This window comes from Pseudomonas sp. HLG18 (genome assembly GCF_051903985.1).
In the GTDB taxonomy this organism is placed as follows: Bacteria; Pseudomonadota; Gammaproteobacteria; order Pseudomonadales; family Pseudomonadaceae; genus Aquipseudomonas; species Aquipseudomonas fluorescens_BT.
This window is the reverse complement of sequence record NZ_CP195831.1, coordinates 5,410,754-5,428,841: the sequence shown is the minus strand read 5'-3', so window position 1 is coordinate 5,428,841 and position 18,088 is coordinate 5,410,754. Positions and strand designations below refer to the sequence as shown.

The window sequence follows — 18,088 nt, the reverse complement described above, 5'->3', positions numbered from 1 at the left end:
ACTCAGGGCTTGGTCTCGACCTGATACAAGGCAGGTGCGCTCTCCGGCGAGCGCACCGTGATGCTCCGCCCGGGAAGGATCTGCCCCTGTACCTCGTGCGCCTGCACATCAAAGTTGGCCAGCAAGCGCGTGCCGTCTTCAAAGGATGTCTGCTGAAGCAGCCGGTCCGCGCTCAACCATTCGAAACCGGTGAGTGCCTGGGTCGCCAGACGTTCATGCAAAGGCCGGAAGAACGCATCCTGACGGGCAATCTGCGGCAATCGCTGCGCAAGCGTGTCGACACTGAGGTGATACAGCGGCGCAACGTTGTAGAGCAACTGCGCAAGTTCGTTGTCCGCCCGTACATTGGTCAGTTTCAGGCTATCGAACAGCCAATGGTGGGACGTGATCACCGAGCCATGGAACACCGCCTGATACAACGGCAAACGGCTGGCCGGATCAAAGTGAATACGCCGCAACGACTCTTTGATCGGCACAGGTTTGAAGAAAACCTCTGGCTGCTCCGGCGGATACCACTTGCCTGCAAAGTACCTGGATTCGGTTTTCTTGCTCATTTCGACGTCGCCCCAACCGATCACCGGCGTCTGCATGCCATGGGCGAACAGCACGCCTTGCGCGGTCGTTGCGTTGCCATCCTCCGAGCCGGCGGGCAGCTTCAGCACTTCATTGATCCAGCGTGATGCCCCGATGTTGCCTTCGGCATTCTGTGCCTGGGTCATCGTTGCCCCGGGACGGTAGCTGTCGAACAGCATGCCGGTGGCATAGGCATCGAGAAACCAGCTGTTGAAACCGGCGGCGTCGCGAATGGCCGCGACCCGTTGCTCAAGCAGCGGCCGCACGCAGCGAGGGTCGGTGTAATGCCCCGATTGCTGGAAGCCGCTTTTCAGCGTTCCGTCGCTCTTCACGATTGCACACTCGAGATTTGCCCTGTCCCCCAGATGTGCGGTGGTCCAATCAGGATTCTCACCACGGCTCAGCGCCGTTTCATAGGAATCGTACGGTGCGATCAGATAGCCCGCCGCCACGCCTGCCTTGATCGTCTCGGGGTGCCAGAGTCCGCCCTCCCAGCCCTCACCCAGTCCCAACCACAAACGGGACAGCCCGGCGTTCTGTAATTGCTTGATCGTATCCAGCGAAAACGTGCTGCCCCAGCGCTCGGGTTCGGGGGTCAGCGCCTCACCGAGGTCGGCTGCCACTTGTGCGCGCACGTCGGCGTAACCGTTGACCAGCGCCCGCATGTCCGGCACGGCCCGGGCCTGCCAGGTCTTGCGCGCCAGGGTATTCAGGGCGTGATTGAGACCGCGCAAAAGCACTTTTTTCTGATAGCCGTTCAACTCCCTGCCAGTGGCCAGGATCTGCAACGCCTCACGATCCATTCCCGCTTTCAGGCCACTGGCCAGCGAGCCACCACCGCGCAAGATGTCGAGCAGCATGGGCCAACTGCGCACATCTTTGGCCCCCAGCAGGTCGTTGCCCCACAAGTACAGATGACTGGCGCCCGACAGCCGCTTCGCCTCAGGTGTTTTCAGGAATTTGCTGGTCAAGGTTTCATAACGACCGTTATCGATCAGCCACTGCCGGTAGCGCTTGGCGCCGGCCAACGGGTCGGCCACCCCGAGGAACAGGGTGAACGTCAATGGCGCCGATGGTTCGAGTGACGTGAAGCGATGCCGGGCCGACAGTGCCAACGCCTTGCCTTGGGCACTGAACAGCAGCCGATTGTTGTAGGGATTGGTCATCAGCCAGTGCAGGCTGAATCCGTCATGTTCAACACCCCAGAGCGGCAAACTCAGGTCCTGAGTGGTATTGAATTCACCCTGATTCAACAGAAATGCCTGCCACACCGGATCGCCACGCGGCACGTAGTGCCCCTCGGCCAGTGGCCAGACCAGCCCCTTGCCCATCCCGCGGGCGGGCTGACGCAGAAATTCCAGTTCTGCGGGCTCACGCGCCGTGATCGAGAAGGACAGATCACGCTCATCGAGCGTGGCGCTGAGGGACCAGGCTCCGTCATCCCATTGCCAGTCGAGGCGGTTGTTGCGCTTGCTCAACCGACTGACCTTGTGCGGGGCAATTCCCGTCGACGCCAGCACCGTCTCACGGCCCGCAGGGGTGATATGGACAGCCAGCGTTGCCGGATCGAGTTGCACGCGCCACAGCGAGTTTTCCAATAGCGTGTCGGCCCAGGACAGGGACGACAGGCATAAACCGGCAATCAGCAATAGCGCGCGCAGCCAGCAGGTAACGGTCAGCATCAGACGTCCCTTCTCCTAAAGGAGGAGGGACGTTAACCGAATACGCCGACGCTGTAAGTCAGGCCCTTCGCAAATATGTAACAAGCGGACTTAATGTGCCGATGTCGAAGCGTCTTTCTTCGGCTCGCGAATCTTGTACCAGGCCACATACAGCGCCGGCAGGAACAGCAGCGTCAGCAGTGTCGCCACCACAATCCCGCCGATCATCGCGTAGGCCATCGGGCCCCAGAACACTTCCCGGGCGATCGGGATCATGCCCATGCTCGCCGCTGCGGCGGTCAGCAGAATCGGCCGGCGCCGGTGCTCGGTCGCTTCCACCACCGCATCCCAGGGCGAGTAGCCCTTGTGCTCGAACTCTTCGATCTGCGTCACGAGGATCACCGAGTTGCGGATGATGATGCCGATCAGCGCCAGAATCCCCAGGATCGCCACGAAGCCCATCGGCGTACCGGTCGGCACCAGCGCCAGCACCACGCCGATCAGCCCGAGCGGCGCGACACTGGCCACCAGGAACAGCTTCTGCACGCTGTGCAACTGGATCATCAGGAAAGTCGCCATCAGGAACAGCATCAGCGGCAGCACCTTGGCAATCGGCCCCTGGGCCTTGCCGCTCTCTTCGACCGTACCGCCCGTGGCGACCTTGTACCCCACCGGCAGCTTGGCGGCGAAGGCGTCAATGGTCGGTTTGAGGACTTTCACCAGGTCGGTCGGCTGGATTTCATCGCGCACCGAGGCCTTGATGGTGATGGTCGGCAGACGGTCGCGACGCCACACCAGCGGCTGCTCCAGTTCATAGCGCACGGTGGCGAAGGCCAGCAGCGGAATCGACGTACCGTTGGGCGTGACGATCTGCAGGTTCTGCAGGGTTTCCGGTGTGCCGCGTTCGGAATCCACCGCCCGCCCGACCACATTGATCAGGTAGATATCGTCGTCGACCTGAGTCAGCGGCGAGCCACTGACAATGCTGTTCATCAGGTTGGCCACATCTTCCGAGGACAGTCCGAGCTGACGCGCCTTGTCCTGGGCGATGTCGATGCGCAGGACTTTGCCGGGCTCGTTCCAGTCGTAAATGATCTCGCCGATGTGCGGACTCTTGTCCAGTTCAGTGGCGAGGTCGATGGCGTGCTTGCGCACCTGATCGATGTCCTTGCCGCTGACCCGGTACTGAATCGGGCGCCCCACCGGCGGGCCCATTTCCAGGGCCTGCACGTAGCTGCCGATGCCGACGAAGTCCTTGCGCAGACGATCTCGCAGGCGCTGGCTCAAGGCTTCGCGGGCCTTGAAGTCTTTGCTGACGATCACCAGTTGCGCGTAGTACGGGTTCTGCAATTGCTGGTCGAGGGGCAGGTAGAAACGGATCGCACCCTGGCCGATGTAAGTGCTCCAGCGCACGATGTCCGGGTCGCCCTTGAGTGTGGCTTCGAGTTTGTCGACGGCCTTGCGGGTTTCATCGATGGAGGCGTTTTGCGGCAGGTTGAGGTCGACCAGAATTTCCGGACGGTCGGAAGACGGGAAGAACTGGTTCTGCACAAAGCGCATGCAAAACACCGCGAGCACGAAGCACAGCACGGTGATGCCGATGCACCACCAGCGGTTGCGCATCGACCACAACAAACCGTGATTGAACGCTCGCCCGATACGCCCCGGCTCCGCTTCGTGGGGTTTTACGTTGGTGCTGAGGATATGCACGCCGATCACCGGCGCGAAGAACACCGCCACCACCCACGACACAATCATTGCCACCGCGATCACCGCAAACAGCGTGTAGGTGTACTCACCGGCGGAGCTGGCGTTGAGACCGATCGGCACGAAACCGGCCACGGTCACCAGCGTACCGGTGAGCATCGGAAACGCTGTGGAGGTGTAGGCAAACGTCGCGGCCTGCTCCTTGGTCTCGCCCATTTCCAGGCGCGTGACCATCATCTCCACGGTGATCATCGCGTCGTCCACCAGCAGCCCGAGGGCGATGATCAGCGCTCCAAGGGAAATCCGCTGCATGGTGATGCCGCTGTATTCCATGTAGACGAACACCATGGCCAGCACCAACGGAATCGAGCACGCCACCACCAGCCCGGCTCGAACGCCAAGGCTGATGAAACTGACCACCAGCACGATGATCACCGCTTCGAACAACGCGCTGGTGAAGCCGCCGACGGCTTCTTCCACCACCACCGCCTGATCGGAAACGGTGTGCACGCCTACACCCACCGGCAAGTCGGCGGTGAGCTGATCGATGCGCTCGTGCAGCGCCTTGCCGAAGGCCTGGACGTTGCCGCCCTTCTGCATGGCGATCGCCAGACCGATGGCCGGCTTGCCGTCGAAGCGGAATTCCGGGGTTGCCGGATCGACGTAGCCACGGCTGATTTCAGCGATGTCGGCCAGACGATAGAAGCGGTCATTGAGTTTGAGATTGACCTCCGCCAAGTCCTTTTCCGAGGCGAACTGCCCGGAGGTTCTCACCGAAATCCGCTCGGGCCCGGCTTCGATCACACCCGCCGGGGTCACGGCGTTCTGCGATTGCAGGCTCTGCACCACCTGGCGTTGATCGATGCCCAGCGCCGCCAGCTTGCGGGTGGAGAAGTTCAGGTAGATCACTTCGTCCTGCTGGCCGACCATCTCGATCTTGCCCAGCCCCGGCACGTTGCGGATCTCGGCGCGCGCCTGTTCCACGTAGTCGCGCAGTTGCCGCATCGTCAGACCATCGGCCGTGAAGGCATAGACCGAGCCGAACACGTCACCAAACTCATCGTTGAATCCCGGCCCCTGAATCCCCTGGGGAAACTGGCCGCGAATGTCGTCGATCTTCTTGCGCACCTGGTACCAGATTTCCGGAATGTCCTTGGCACTGGTGGTGTCGCGCAGGTACACGTAGACCGTGGACTCACCGGGGCGCGTGTAGCTTTTCACGTAGTCGAGGGAATCGAGTTCTTCGAGTTTTTTCTCGATGCGGTCGGTGACCTGCTTGAGCGTTTCCTCCTGGGTCGCGCCCGGCCACTTGGTCTGGATCACCATGGTCTTGATGGTGAACGACGGGTCTTCCTCGCGCCCCAGATTGAAGTAGGAAAACACCCCCATGAGCAATGCGACGAACATCAGATACCAGACGAAAGACTGATGCTTGAGGGCCCATTCGGAGAGATTGAAAGACCCTTTCATTGACTGTCCTCGTCGAGTTTCACGGCTTGTCCGGATTTGAGGCTGTTGACGCCGGCGCTGACCACACGCTCGCCGGACTTGACTCCGCCGGCCAGCACCACGGTGCTGTCGGTGCGGCTGGTTACGCTGATGTCACGCGGGGCGACGGTTTTACTTTGCGGGTCGATCACCCAAATCCGGGTTTTGCCGTCGACCTCCTGCAAGGCCGTCGCAGGCAATTCGATTCTCGGTTTGATCGCTGAACTGAGGGTCACGCTGATTGCCGTGCCGAGGCGGAATCCGGGTGGCGTGCTGGCCAGGGTTAACCGGGCACGACGGGTGCGCGTGGCGCTTTGCGCCTGGGGTTCGATTTCACGAATGACCGCCGTGGTATTGATGCTCGGATCGAGTTGTGCGGCCACCAGAAACACCACGTCGCTGGGGATCTGATCAACCAGCGTGTCCGGCAGATCGATCACCGCTTCCTTGATATCCGGTTGTGCCAGCGTCACCACCTGCTGGCCGGCCGTCACCACTTGGCCGGCCTCGGCGTTCCACGCCGTGACCACGGCTTTGTGGTCGGAACGCAGCTCGGTATAGCCGAGTTGATCCTTGCTCTGGTTGACTGCCGCCCGCGCCTGGTCGAGGGACGCCTGGGTGGTTTTCAAATCCGTGGTGGCGATGTCCAGTTGCGCCTGGGCGCCGACACCACGATCAAACAGCGCCTGCTGACGCCGGGCGTTGGCCTGGGCGTTGATCAGTTGCGCCTCGACTTTCGCCAGATCACCCTGGGCCGAGCGCAACTGGTTCTGCTGGTCGGACGGATCGAGAGTGGCGAGCAAGGTGCCCTTCTCCACCTCGGCACCCACGTCGACGTTACGGCTGGCAATCCGACCGCCGACGCGGAAACCGGTGTTGCTCTCGTAGCGCGCCTGAATGCTGCCGGCGAAACGACCGAGGGTTTCCTCGTTCAGCGCTTGGACCTTGATCGACAGCACCGGCCGCACCGGTTCGGGCGGCGGCTCGCTCTTGGAACAGGCAACCAGCAGCAGCCCGATGGACAACACCCATAAAGGCTTCATGGCTGTGCTCCCGGTTGCAGTTCCTTGTAGGTGTTCTCGGCGATCTCGACTTTCATCCCCGGATGCAGCAATTGCCCACCGGCAACGATCACTTTTTCGCCGCCCTTGAGGCCTTCGCTGATGATCACGTGCCCGGTCAGGTATCGGCCGACAGTGACGTTGTGCAGTTGCGCTTCACCCTTGTCGTCGACCATCCACACAGCCGGTTCGCTGATGTTTTTGGTCAGCGCCGACCAGGGCAGCTCCACCGCCGATTTGCCGGAGCCTTTGGCGGTAGCACTGACCACCGAGCCAAGCTGCATACCCTGAGGCAGGCTGTCGAGAGTGACCTTGACTTGCACCGTGCCGGATTGCGCCGACACCGCCGGGGTGATTTCGCGCACGGTGCCGGTGGTCTTGATGGCCGGGTTGTCGAGCAGGCTGACGACAATCGAACGCTCTGCCGGCCGCTCGGCCAAAAGGGACTCGTACACATTGAATACCGCGTCGCGATCGCCGTCCCGGGCCAGGCTGAAGATCGGCGCTGTGGCCTGAACCACCTGACCCACTTCGGCCTGACGCTCGGTGATGACACCCGGCGCGTCGGCGATCAGCGAGGTGTAGCTCAGTTGATCCCTGGCGTTGGCCAGCTGCGCCTGAGCCGCGCTCAAGGCACTCTGGCTGCTGCGCAACGCCGCCTGCGCGGAATCGTATTCGCTCTGGCTGGTGTAGCCCTTGGGCAACAGTTTCTGCTGGCGGACGAACGCGGCAGCGCTCTGTTTGACTCGCGCCTGCTCGGCCAGCACCTGGGCCTGGGCGGAATCGACGTTGGTCTGCAAATCCTTGGGATCGAGCTTGGCCAGTACCTGTCTGGCCGAGACGCGGTCACCGACATCGACCATGCGCTGGATGATCTTGCCGCCGACCCGGAACGACAATTCGGTCTGCACCCTGGCCTGGACGTCACCGGTGAGGGTCACCGACGCCGCGTAGTCCGCAGGCTTGACCTCTTGCACAAAGACTCGCGGAAGATACTCCTGGGGAGCCTTTTTTTCGCCGCAAGCGGCGAGCAAAGCGAGCACGCTCAGCAGGACCACTGTTTTCATTCCGGGACTCGCCATGCAGACTCCTTCCTGTGTACGAACGTGCAAGTGACGATACGACTGTGAGCTTAGAACAGGGTTCCGAGTCTGCATGCGCGAATCTTATACTCCCTGTGATCGTTCCCACGCTGTGCGTGGTAACGCCGCCATGGACGCTCCGCGTCTGCCTTTGACGCAGATGCATTCCCACGCACAGCGTGGGAACGATCAACGAGGATTCAATGCTCAAGACCCTCGCGGTGGCCAATTACCGCTCGATCAATAAATTGGTGATTCCGTTGGGTCGGCTGAACCTGATCACCGGCCCCAACGGCAGCGGCAAGTCCAACCTGTATCGGGCGCTGCGGCTGTTGGCGGAAACCGCTCAGGGCGGCGTGGTCAATGCGCTGGCCCGAGAGGGCGGGCTCGACTCGACGTTCTGGGCCGGGCCGGAAACCATCAGCCGGCGCATGCGCAACGGCGAGGTGCCGATCCAGTCCACCGTGCGCCAGGGCGTGAAACGCCTGCGTCTGGGGTTTGCCGGGGAGGACTTCAGCTATTCAATTGCCCTGGGTTTGCCGGAGCCAAGCCTTTCGTTCTTTTCCCTCGACCCGGAAATCAAAAAGGAATGCATCTGGGCCGGGCCGCTCTATCGTCCGGCCAGTCTGCTGGTGGATCGCGACGGGCCGATGATCCGCGCCCGTGAAGGTCGTGGCTGGGATGTTCTGGCGCAATACACGCCGAACTTCGACAGCCTGTTCGATCAGGTCGGCAGCCTGCGCACCTCGCCGGAAGTGTTCCAGATGCGCGAGTTTATCCGCCGCTGGCGCTTCTACGATCACTTTCGCAGCGACGCCGACGCCCCGGTGCGCCAGCCGCAACTGGGCACGCGCACGCCGGTGCTGCATCACGACGGGCGGGATCTGGCGGCGGCGTTGCAGACCATCCGCGAGATCGGCGATCCCGAGGCGTTGCAGGCGGCGATCAGCGATGCCTTTCCCGGCGCACGGCTGAACATCGCGCCACTGGCGGGCGGACGCTTTGCCATCGAGTTCTTTCAGGAAGGCTTGTTGCGGCCGTTGTCGGCGGCGGAACTGTCGGATGGCACGTTGCGTTATCTGCTGCTGGTCGCCGCGCTGCTGACGCCACGCCCGCCTTCGCTGATGGTGCTGAACGAACCGGAAACCAGCCTGCATCCGGATCTGTTGCCGGCGCTGGCGCGCTTGATCATCCGGGTCTCGGAGCAGTGTCAGGTGTGGGTGGTGTCCCATGCGCGGCGGTTGATTTCGGCGTTGCAGGAGGACCCGGAATGCAATTGCATCGTGCTGGAAAAAACCCTCGGCCAGACCGGAATCGTCGGGCAGAGGGTTCTGGATGAGCCGGCGTGGAACTGGCCTGATTAGCCCTGCCACTTCCCGCCTTCGACAATCACGCTCTCTGGCTTGGTGTCATCGCTCAGCTCTTTGCGTACGTATTGGTCATACAGTTTGAGCAGGTATTTCTCTTCCCCAAGCTTGGCCAGTTCGGTGTTCACCCAATCGCGCAATTCGATATTGCCCTTCTTCACCGCCGGTGCAATCGGCGCTTCGGCGCCAAGTTTTTCGTCCAGCACACGGTAGCCCGGGTTCTGCTTGGCCCAGCTGAACAGCACCAGGTTGTCCTGGGCGTAGGCATCGCCACGGCCGTTGGCCAGGGCTTGCAGGGACTCGGAGTTTTTCTCGAACTTAAGCAGTTTCCAGTCCGGGTGGTTCTTGGTCAGCCAGATATCGGCCGTGGTGCCAGTGGTGACGATGGTGGTGCGGGTCGCCAGGTCATCGAGCTTCTTCACGTCGCTGCCCTGGGGCACCAGTGCCTGCACCGCAACCTTGAGGTTCGGGTTGGTGAATTCCACCGCTTCCTTGCGCTCCGGGGTCACGGTCATGTTGGCGAGGATCAGGTCCACCTTGTCGCTTTGCAGGAATGGAATGCGGCTCGCCGGTTCCACGGCCACGAACTCGACCTTGTTTTCATCGCCCAGCAGATCCTTGGCGAATTGACGACCGATGTCGGTATCGAAGCCGACATAGCGACCAGCTTCATTGACGAAGCCGAACGGCGGTTTGTCGGTGAATACGCCGACGATCAGTTTGTCGCGGGCCTTGATCTTGTCCAGGTAACCCGCTGGCGCGGTGCTTTCGCTGGCGACTTTCGGCTTGGCCGGTTCTTCGGTCTTGTTGCAGCCGGCCAGCAGCGCGAGGCTGATCAGCGGTAATGCGAATAGGGCTTTGGCAGTTTTCATGGCAGTTCCAGTTCCTTGGTTTGGGTCGTTTTGGGCGAGGTCGTTGAAGGCAGGGCTTCGACGTAGGAGAACTTCTCCAGGAACTGCTGCGCGCGTGCGGTTTGCGGGTTCGTAAAGAAAAGCTCGGGCGGGTTCTGTTCAAGGATGCGCCCGGCGTCCATGAACACGATGCGATCGGCCACCGCGCGGGCGAAGGCCATTTCGTGGGTGACGATCAGCAGAGTCATGCCTTCGCGGGCCAGGCCCTGAATCACTTGCAGCACTTCCTTGACCATCTCCGGATCAAGGGCGGCGGTGACTTCGTCGAAGAGCATGACCCGTGGGTTCATGCACAACGAGCGGACGATGGCGATGCGTTGCTGCTGGCCACCGGAGAGTTGTCGCGGGAAGGCGTCGCGCTTGTCCGACAGGCCCACGCGTTCGAGCAATGCTTCGGCTTGTTGTTGTGCTTCGCGGCGTTCGCGTTTCTGCACTTTCAGCGGACCGAGCAGCAAATTGTCGAGCACGCTCATGTGCGGGAACAGGTGATAACTCTGGAACACCATGCCGATCTGCTGACGCACTTCGCGCCAGTCGGTGGACTTGTCCAGCAACTCGCGACCGGCGAATTTCAGGTGGCCGCTGTGGGCGGTTTCCAGGCCATTGAGGCAACGCAGCAGAGTGCTTTTGCCGCAGCCGCTGGGGCCGAGAATGACGATCACTTCGCCGGACTTCACTTGCAGGTCGATGCCCTTGAGCACCTGCTGTTCGCCGAAGAATTTGTTGAAGCCCTGAAACTCGATCAATGCGCTCATGCTTGCGTCCAGCGCCGCTCCAGCACGCGCGAGGCGGCCGACAGCGGGTAGCAGATGAAAAAGAAAAACAGGAACAGCGCGCCGTATATCAGCACCGATTCGTAAGTGCGCTCGATGATCTGCTGGCCGACCTTGATCACATCCACCACGCCGATCAGCACCGCCAGCGAACTGGTCTTGATGATCCGCGTGTAGACGTTGATGGTCGGCGGCGTCATGCGCTTCAGCGCCTGGGGCAGCAGCACGTAGCCGTAGAGCTGCGCCGCGTTCAGACCGATCGACAACCCCGCCTCACGCTGCCCGCGCGGCAACGAATGCAGCGCACCCCGCGCCACTTCACCGACCTCGCTGGCGCCCCACAGCGACAGCACCAGCACCGCGCACCAGAAGCTGGGCAGGCTCAGGCCGAAGAAAATCGGCAGACCGAAAAACAGCAGGTACAACCAGACCAGCACCGGGATCGCCCGGAACAGCTCCAGATAGATCCGCAGCAGCGCGTTCAGCCACGTCACGTTGAGCGTGCGCAGCACGCCGTAGAGCACGCCGCCGACGGTGCTGATGGCGATACTGAGGAAGGAGATCGAAAGGGTTTGCCCGGCGCCTTTGGCCAGTTGCGGCAACGACACCCAGAGCAGTTCAAGACCCGAACTGGCCATGCTGGAGCCTCCTTTCCAGACGGCTCAACAGCAGCGACAGCGGCAGGAACAGCAGCACGCAGATCAGCGTCAGCACGGCGAGCATTTCGTAGGTTTTGTAGTAAAGCGCGATGTAGCTCTTGGTGGTGTAGAGAATTTCCGGCACCGCCACGGCCGAGACCACGGTGGTCTCCTTGAGCAGGAAAATAAAATTGGCGAACAGCGACGGCAGGCTGAGGATCCCCGCTTGCGGCAGGATCACGTAACGCAGCAACTGGCCGTGGGACAGGCCGATGGAGCGGCCCGATTCGAGCTGCGCCTGGGGCACCGCATCGACGCCGGCGCGCAGCACTTCGGTGAGGTAGGCGCCGCCGAGAAACGTCATGGTGATGATCGCCGCAGTGAAACCGGAAACCTTGATCCCCAGTGCCGGCAGCGCGAAGTAGACGAAGAACAGCTGGATCAGCAGCGGCGTGTTGCGCGCCAGCTCCACATAGAGCCCGACCAGTTTTTGCAGGTAAGGCGTGCGAAACACCAGAATCGTCGCATTGAGCAACGCCACCAATAGCGAGGTGCCGATGGCGATCAAACCGACCTGCAGCGTCACACCCACGGCTTTGAGAAACGCCGGCAGGGTGCTGAGGATAAATGCGTAATCGAAGGTCATGAAACATCCTGACGTCGCTCGGTAAGCGACGATGGTGCAGTCCATGGACAGCGGATAGCCGTCCTGCAAACACCGACTTTAAAGGTATAAAAATCATAATTTAAATACCGATAAAGCATATTGATATCACACAAAAAACTATCCTGCGGGTTTGCCGCGACAGAATAAGAAGGCTATTTTTCCTTTCGCTGTAGGAAGGATCTTTTTTTCGTAATAGCCCTCCAAGGACGAACAGCTTTTGGCCAGACTCCCCCGGCTGAACTCATAACAAGGAAGAGAACATGGACGTAAAAGTGCCGCAGCGACCGGACCCGCAGGATTTCGTGAAATGGCTGGTGGCTTTGCGCAGAGCGTTGAAACACACCGCGTAGATCAAACGCGAAAAGCCCCCTCATCGGAACGCCGCCCGCCCACCCCTCTCCCCCTGGGAGAGGGAGCCGACAGAGTTGTCTTTCGACAGACATCGACCTGAAAAACCGAGCCGATTATGGATTCGGTGAAGAATAATCAGGTCGGCGTACCTCTACAGCATCCCCCAATCAGTCCCCTCTCCCCCCGGGAGAGGGTTAGGGTGAGGGGGCTTTTGAAGCACACACAAAAACGCCGATGACCATCACTGGTCATCGGCGTTTTTTTCAACCTTGAAGGGGGTTGCTGTTGCGTCGGATCAGAACGCCGGCAGTACCGCGCCGTTGTACTTCTTCTCGATGAACGCTTTGACTTCAGGGCTGGTCAGGGCAGCGGCCAGTTTCTTGATGGCGTCGCTGTTCTTGTTGTCCTCACGGGCCACCAGGAAGTTCACGTAAGGCGAATCCGCGCCTTCGATCACCAGAGCGTCCTTGGTCGGGTTCAACTTGGCTTCCAGCGCGTAGTTGGTGTTGATCATGTCCAGGTCGACTTCTTTCAGAACACGCGGCAGCAGGGCCGATTCCAGTTCCTTGAACTTGAAGTTGTGCGGGTTCTTGGCGATGTCTTTTGGCGTAGCCAGAGCGTTCTTCGGATCTTTCAGCTCGATCAGGCCGGCCTTCTGCAGCAGGATCAGTGCACGACCGCTGTTGCTGCCTTCGTTCGGAATGGCGATGGTAGCGCCGTCCGGCAGTTCAGCCAGGGTTTTGTACTTGCTCGAGTAGCCGCCGAACGGTTCAACGTGAACGCCTTGCACGGTCACCAGGTACTTGGCCTTGTCGTCCTTGTATTTGCCCTGGTTGAAGCTGTTCAGGTACGGCAGGGTCTGGAAGTAGTTGGCGTCCAGACGCTTCTCGCCCACCTGTACGTTCGGTTGTACGTAGTCGGTGAAGACCTTGATTTCCAGATCCACGCCTTCTTTGGCGAGGGTCGGCTTGATCAGCTCGAGGATCTCGGCGTGTGGAACCGGGGTCGCAGCAACCACCAGTTTCTCGCCGGCCTGGGCCAGGGAAGCAGTCAGAGCAGCCGCCAATGCTGTAAACAACAGAACCTTTTTCATGCAGTGTCCTTAGTCGAAAATCACGGTCGTCATCGACGACGGCATTAATACGTGTGCCAGCGATGTGCTACTGCTGGCGTGAAGCGGACAATACCGGGATTTTTTATTCCCGGACAATAACGTTTATTCAGCTTCATATTCCATTTTGTTCATGTTGAACAAAATGGTTACAACGCCTCGCTCAGGCTCAACAGCAATTCTTTCAATGCCTTACGTTCGTCGGCAGTGCCGTTGAGGCTGATGCTCGCCACCTGACGCTCGATCTGAACCAGCGGCCCAGACACCTCGGGGAGGTTCAGGTGCTCCGGCAGGATTTCGTCGCCGGTGCTCACCAGCAGGGCAAAATGAATGACGTTTTCCAGTTCCCGGGTGTTGCCCGGCCAGCTGTGCTGCTCCAGCACCTGCTGCGCCGCTTCGCTGATCAGCGGCACCGGCAGATCCAGGCGCTGGCTGTAGATACCGAGGAAGTACTCGGCCAACGACAGAATGTCGCCGACCCGCGCGCGCAGCGCCGGCAGTTCCAGCTGCCCTTCGCTGAGATAGTGATAGAGACGCTCGTGGAATTTTCCCGCTGCCACTGCTTGCGCCAGATCGATGCTGGTCGCCGCTACCAGGCGCACGTCCACCGGGCTTGGTTGATGCGCACCGACGCGGGTGACTTCGTGGTTTTCCAGGGCGGAAAGCAACTTGACCTGGATCGGCAGCGGCAGGTCGCCGATCTCGTCCAGGTACAAGGTGCCGCCGTTGGCCGAGCCGAACCAGCCGGCGCGGCTGCTGGCCGAACCGCTGTAGCTACCGGCGGCGTAGCCGAACAATTCGGCATCGGCATACGTCGGGCTGATCGCGCCGCAATTGACCGAGACAAATAGCCCGCTGCGATCACTGGCACGGTGGATGTGGCGGGCGAGCAATTCCTTGCCGGTGCCGGTCTCGCCACGAATCAACACCGAGATCGAACGCGGTGCGAGTTGGGCCATTTCCTCGCGCAACTGGCGCGAGCGTGGATCGACGAACACCAGCGCCTTGGCGCGGATGCTCAGGGGACTTTTTTCCGCATCGGGAAAGGTCAGCAACGGCTGACCGAAGGTTTCAAGACTCATGGCAGACTCCCGCCCCAAATCGCCGGGAGACGGGGGCGTTGAAAAAAATAAAATGGATCAGGCTCGGCGCCGGGCGTGGTGTTCCATGCGGTTCTGCAGGCGATACAGATAAGCGAATCCCTGCTCCCAGCGTTGATGCCCGGACTTCACGTTGATATGGCCGGCGCCCGCGAGAATCCCCGCCTCGGCGCCCCAGTTGCGCGCCAGTTCCAGCGCACGCGGCGCACTGACGGCGGCGTCGTTGTCGGAGCTGACGACCTGGCTCGGGAAGGGCAGCAGATCGGTCGGGATCGGTGCGAAATTGCGCAGTGCAGGCACGCAGGCCGGGCGTTCGACATCCGCCGGCGCCACCAGCAGCGCCCCGCGCACTTGACGCAAATGATGCAGCGGCGCGGTGGCCGCCCAGTGCGCCACGGTGATGCAGCCCAGGCTGTGCGCGATGAGAATCACTGGCGAGCTGTCGGCGGCAATCGCCTCGGCCAGCGCCGCGACCCAGTCTTCACGACGCGGCGTCAGCCAGTCGGCCTGCTCCACCCGCGCGCTGTTGGGCAGGCTGTTCTGCCAGTGGGTTTGCCAATGATCTTCTGGCGATCCTTGCCAGCCCGGCACAATCAGATAGCGGATTGATTCGTTGCGCATGGGGGAGCTCTCCTGCGTCGTGTCTGTTCCTGAACGAGTATAGGGACGGGATTTATATTCGTTAAGGAATAAGAAGCTATTTATTAAGACCTGAAATGCATATTAAGCAACAGACAAAAAAGGGGCCGCACCCTGCCAAGGAGACGGCCCCGGAAAAACGTGAAACCCTTATCGTGCAGTGATCACCGACAGCTTGGTGATGCCCGCCCGCTCAATCGAAGCCATGGCTCGCGCCACTTCGCCGTAATTCACCCCGTCGTCTGCCTGCAATTGCACGCGCACTTCCGGGTCCTTGGCCTTGGCCGATTTGAGGTTGAACTCCAGCAGGTCCGGCTGGATTTCGTCCTTGTTGATAAACAGCTTTCCTGCACCGTCGATGCTCACCACCAACGGGTCTTTCTGCTCGACCGGCGCCACCGCTTCGGTCTTCGGCAGGTTGATCGGTATCGCGTTGGTCAAAAGCGGCGCGGTGACGATGAACACCACCAGCAGCACCAGCATCACGTCCACCAGCGGCGTCACGTTGATCTCGCTCAGCACCTCGTCGCTGTCTTGCGTGGAGAAGGCCATATCAGGACGCCTCCTTCACTTTTGTTGCGTTGCCCTGGGCCGCAGCCTTGTGCGCGGTCGGGTGGATCAGCACGCGGAACGCGCTCTTCTGCGCCAGGCTGTAGAAGTCGTGGGCAAAGTCGTCCAGGTCCGCCGCCGTCAGTTTCAGGCGACGCAAAAAGTAGTTGTAAACCAGCACCGCCGGCACCGCGACCGCGATCCCCACCCCGGTGGCGACCAGCGCTGCACCGATCGGTCCTGCGACCGTTTCCAGGCTCGCCGAGCCCGCCGCGCTGATGCCTTTGAGCGCTTCCATGATTCCCCACACCGTGCCAAACAGACCAATGAACGGCGAGGTGCTGCCAATACTCGCGACCACCGCCAGACCGGTTTCCAGCGAACGGCGCTCGCGGACGATCTGCTGGCGCAAGGCACGTTCGAGGCGATCCTGATGATTGATCGCCTGGCTCAGGTCATTGGCCTGCGGCGCCTCGCCCACTTGTATCGCCGCATAACCGGCCTGTGCCACCCGCGCTGCGGCGCCGGGCTGGGTTTCGCTCAACTCGGCGGCGGAGTCCAGACTCGACGCCGCCCAGAAGCGCTTGTGAAATTTGCGGTCCTGCGCCTTCAACCGGCTGAACTGCACAGCCTTGAGCAATGCCAGGCCCCAGGTAGCGACAGAGAAGACCACCAGCAGCCAGATCACCGCGCTTTCGATGGATTCCAGTGGAGATGCCAGTAACGTCATGATGTGTTCCCTCGTGTGTGGGAGCCGAGCTTGCTCGCGATGACGGTTACAGACACACCGCGAGAATAAAGCCGGCTGATTACCAATTAATGAATCTTGAAATCGATGGGTACGCTGACCCAGCCGTCCTGGGCGACATCACCCTGCCTGGCCGGCACGAAGCTCCAGCGCTTCACTGCGTCCAGCGCCGCGTCGTCGAGCTGTTGCCGGCCACTGCTTTTCTGAATCTGGATCTCGCCCGGTTTGCCGCTGGCCAGTACGTGCACCCGCAGCAACACCGTGCCTTCCCAACCGCGACGCTGGGCCAGCGACGGATACTCCGGCGCCGGGTTCTTCAGGTACGCGGCGTTGGCCGAGGCCGGGGTCACCGGAGCAGGCGCCGGTGGTGCAGGTGGTGCTGGCGCGGCGACCGGAGCGGCCGGTTGTGGCGGAGCCGGGGGTTGCTCGACGGCTTTTGGCGCTGGTTTCGGAACAGGTTTGGCGACCGGTTTCGGTTTGGGAATCGGCTTCGGTTTCGGTGGTGGCTTGGTTGCCAGTTCGTCCTCCACCGGCGGCGGTGGCTCGACCACCGGTGCCGGTGGCGGCGGTACAACCACAGGCGGCGCCGGGGGGGCCGGACGCGAAAACTCGATGGTCATCGGTGGAATTTCCGGCGGCACGATCGGCAGCGCCGGCGTCGGATGCTGATTGATCCAGTAGATCACCGCGCCATGCACCACCAGCGCCAGAACGCCGAGCAGAATCGTTTCGCGGCGGCTCAGAATGCCCTTGGGCACGCGCTGCAAACGCAGCTGCCCCAACGGCACACGATGGGGCCGGCCGAGATCGACCAACTCGCCGCTCGGCGCCTGGCGCCACAGCACCTCCTGTGCACTGGCGGCGGTCTGGACATTGCCCATTGATTTACTCCCTGCGGTCTCTTTGCGTTTTTTCGCGTAGCCGATCCGCCGCTTGTTGAATCCCCCACGGCGTGATCGATGGGTCAATCATTGGGTCGGGAGGCTTATCTCCGAAAGTAATCTTTCATGTTATGAATAGACACTTATGGAATATAAGAAGCGATCATTTCCGCCAAAGCCACGGCCTGCAAGGCTTCCAGCGGCTCGCCGAAATCGACATGCTTTCCTAGCATAAAAAGTATTCATCCAAGGCATCGGTTTATCGAGGACCCGGGATTCGGTGACAACTAATACCAAGGTGATAGTTGACGAACTTTTTTGTAGACAAACAAAAAGGCCGATGCATGTTTAATGCATCGGCCTTCGATTTACGGAATTTCTTATTGCTTCACAAACTCCCCGGCCAGACCGACTACATCACCGTCAAAGTTGGTACGAGAACCCACCGCACGAACTTTCGAGTAGTTGTGATCCGGCGAGAACAGCGTCCAGGACTGATAGCCAGTGCCGTCATTCAAAGCCGCGAAAGTAATGATCGTAGGCTGCCCGGTGCTGTTCTGGAAGTGATAGTGACCGTACGCGATGTCGTAGTTCACGCCGTTCTGGCTGAACTTTCCGCTGAAGGTGCCGTTGGAGTCGTTGCCATCGGTGATCGTCAGTTTGGCGCCAGCGTTAGCGTTTACATAGTTGCCATTAATGCTCGACATAACGAGATTCCCTTTATCGTTGGATAAGTGTCTTCCGATGAGAGCAAGTTTCCTCCTGGAAACTCACGAGACTC

At 60.8% G+C, this 18,088-nt stretch carries 16 protein-coding genes; 1 reads left to right on the top strand and 15 read right to left on the bottom strand.

The genetic code is table 11. The annotated features are described in order from the left end of the window. Positions 1–2: 2 nt before the first annotated feature. From ACSPX5_RS24960 to ACSPX5_RS24945, 4 genes are all read right to left on the bottom strand, one after another. Positions 3–2,255, bottom strand: a complete 2,253-nt coding sequence (locus ACSPX5_RS24960) for a glycoside hydrolase (RefSeq protein WP_439820451.1) — start codon at positions 2,253–2,255, stop codon at positions 3–5. Positions 2,256–2,345: 90 nt separating this feature from the next. Beyond that, complete coding sequence (locus ACSPX5_RS24955) at positions 2,346–5,411, bottom strand: efflux RND transporter permease subunit (RefSeq protein ID WP_207866830.1); 3,066 nt, start codon at positions 5,409–5,411, stop codon at positions 2,346–2,348. After that, on the bottom strand, positions 5,408–6,472 hold the full coding sequence (locus ACSPX5_RS24950) for an efflux RND transporter periplasmic adaptor subunit (RefSeq protein ID WP_207866829.1): 1,065 nt from the start codon (positions 6,470–6,472) through the stop codon (positions 5,408–5,410). Before ACSPX5_RS24950 ends, ACSPX5_RS24955 begins: the two co-directional genes overlap by 4 nt. Beyond that, on the bottom strand, positions 6,469–7,572 hold the full coding sequence (locus tag ACSPX5_RS24945; protein ID WP_207866828.1) for an efflux RND transporter periplasmic adaptor subunit: 1,104 nt from the start codon (positions 7,570–7,572) through the stop codon (positions 6,469–6,471). The genes ACSPX5_RS24950 and ACSPX5_RS24945 overlap by 4 nt, the downstream gene beginning before the upstream one ends. A 203-nt stretch (positions 7,573–7,775) precedes the next feature. On the opposite strand from ACSPX5_RS24945, the gene ACSPX5_RS24940 reads away from it, so the two are divergent. Then, positions 7,776–8,936 (top strand): AAA family ATPase, encoded by a 1,161-nt coding sequence (locus tag ACSPX5_RS24940; RefSeq protein WP_085667646.1) that lies wholly within the window; start codon positions 7,776–7,778, stop codon positions 8,934–8,936. Here the strand turns inward: ACSPX5_RS24940 and ACSPX5_RS24935 are convergent. The 11 genes from ACSPX5_RS24935 to ACSPX5_RS24885 all read right to left on the bottom strand — a co-directional run bounded on the left by ACSPX5_RS24935 (position 8,933) and on the right by ACSPX5_RS24885 (position 18,014). After that, a complete protein-coding gene (locus ACSPX5_RS24935; RefSeq protein ID WP_323161034.1) occupies positions 8,933–9,811 on the bottom strand; it encodes a transporter substrate-binding domain-containing protein in 879 nt (292 codons plus the stop codon). The genes ACSPX5_RS24940 and ACSPX5_RS24935 overlap by 4 nt on opposite strands. After that, positions 9,808–10,605, bottom strand: a complete 798-nt coding sequence (locus ACSPX5_RS24930) for an amino acid ABC transporter ATP-binding protein (RefSeq protein ID WP_207866825.1) — start codon at positions 10,603–10,605, stop codon at positions 9,808–9,810. Before ACSPX5_RS24930 ends, ACSPX5_RS24935 begins: the two co-directional genes overlap by 4 nt. Further along, positions 10,602–11,261 (bottom strand): amino acid ABC transporter permease, encoded by a 660-nt coding sequence (locus tag ACSPX5_RS24925; protein ID WP_007952770.1) that lies wholly within the window; start codon positions 11,259–11,261, stop codon positions 10,602–10,604. The genes ACSPX5_RS24930 and ACSPX5_RS24925 overlap by 4 nt, the downstream gene beginning before the upstream one ends. Then, positions 11,242–11,907, bottom strand: a complete 666-nt coding sequence (locus ACSPX5_RS24920) for an amino acid ABC transporter permease (protein WP_007918712.1) — start codon at positions 11,905–11,907, stop codon at positions 11,242–11,244. Before ACSPX5_RS24920 ends, ACSPX5_RS24925 begins: the two co-directional genes overlap by 20 nt. 667 nt (positions 11,908–12,574) lie before the next feature. Continuing rightward, on the bottom strand, positions 12,575–13,372 hold the full coding sequence (locus tag ACSPX5_RS24915) for a MetQ/NlpA family ABC transporter substrate-binding protein (protein ID WP_007952772.1): 798 nt from the start codon (positions 13,370–13,372) through the stop codon (positions 12,575–12,577). Positions 13,373–13,539: 167 nt separating this feature from the next. After that, on the bottom strand, positions 13,540–14,472 hold the full coding sequence (locus tag ACSPX5_RS24910; RefSeq protein ID WP_439820450.1) for a sigma 54-interacting transcriptional regulator: 933 nt from the start codon (positions 14,470–14,472) through the stop codon (positions 13,540–13,542). Between the two features lie 57 nt (positions 14,473–14,529). Next, entirely contained in the window at positions 14,530–15,111 is a 582-nt protein-coding gene (locus ACSPX5_RS24905; protein ID WP_007952774.1) for an alpha/beta hydrolase, read from the bottom strand. Positions 15,112–15,279: 168 nt separating this feature from the next. After that, positions 15,280–15,681 carry an ExbD/TolR family protein gene (locus ACSPX5_RS24900; protein WP_003220570.1) on the bottom strand — a complete coding sequence of 134 codons (402 nt, stop codon included), beginning with the start codon at positions 15,679–15,681 and terminating at the stop codon, positions 15,280–15,282. A 1-nt stretch (position 15,682) separates the two neighbouring features. Beyond that, the gene (locus ACSPX5_RS24895; protein ID WP_439820449.1) at positions 15,683–16,408 is read right to left on the bottom strand and encodes a MotA/TolQ/ExbB proton channel family protein; all 726 of its coding nucleotides are present in this window, start codon (positions 16,406–16,408) and stop codon (positions 15,683–15,685) included. 86 nt (positions 16,409–16,494) lie between these two features. Further along, positions 16,495–17,307: an energy transducer TonB gene (locus tag ACSPX5_RS24890; RefSeq protein ID WP_439820448.1), complete on the bottom strand. Its 813-nt coding sequence runs from the start codon at positions 17,305–17,307 to the stop codon at positions 16,495–16,497. A gap of 380 nt (positions 17,308–17,687) precedes the next feature. Next, complete coding sequence (locus ACSPX5_RS24885; protein ID WP_007952780.1) at positions 17,688–18,014, bottom strand: hypothetical protein; 327 nt, start codon at positions 18,012–18,014, stop codon at positions 17,688–17,690. Positions 18,015–18,088 lie beyond the last annotated feature (74 nt).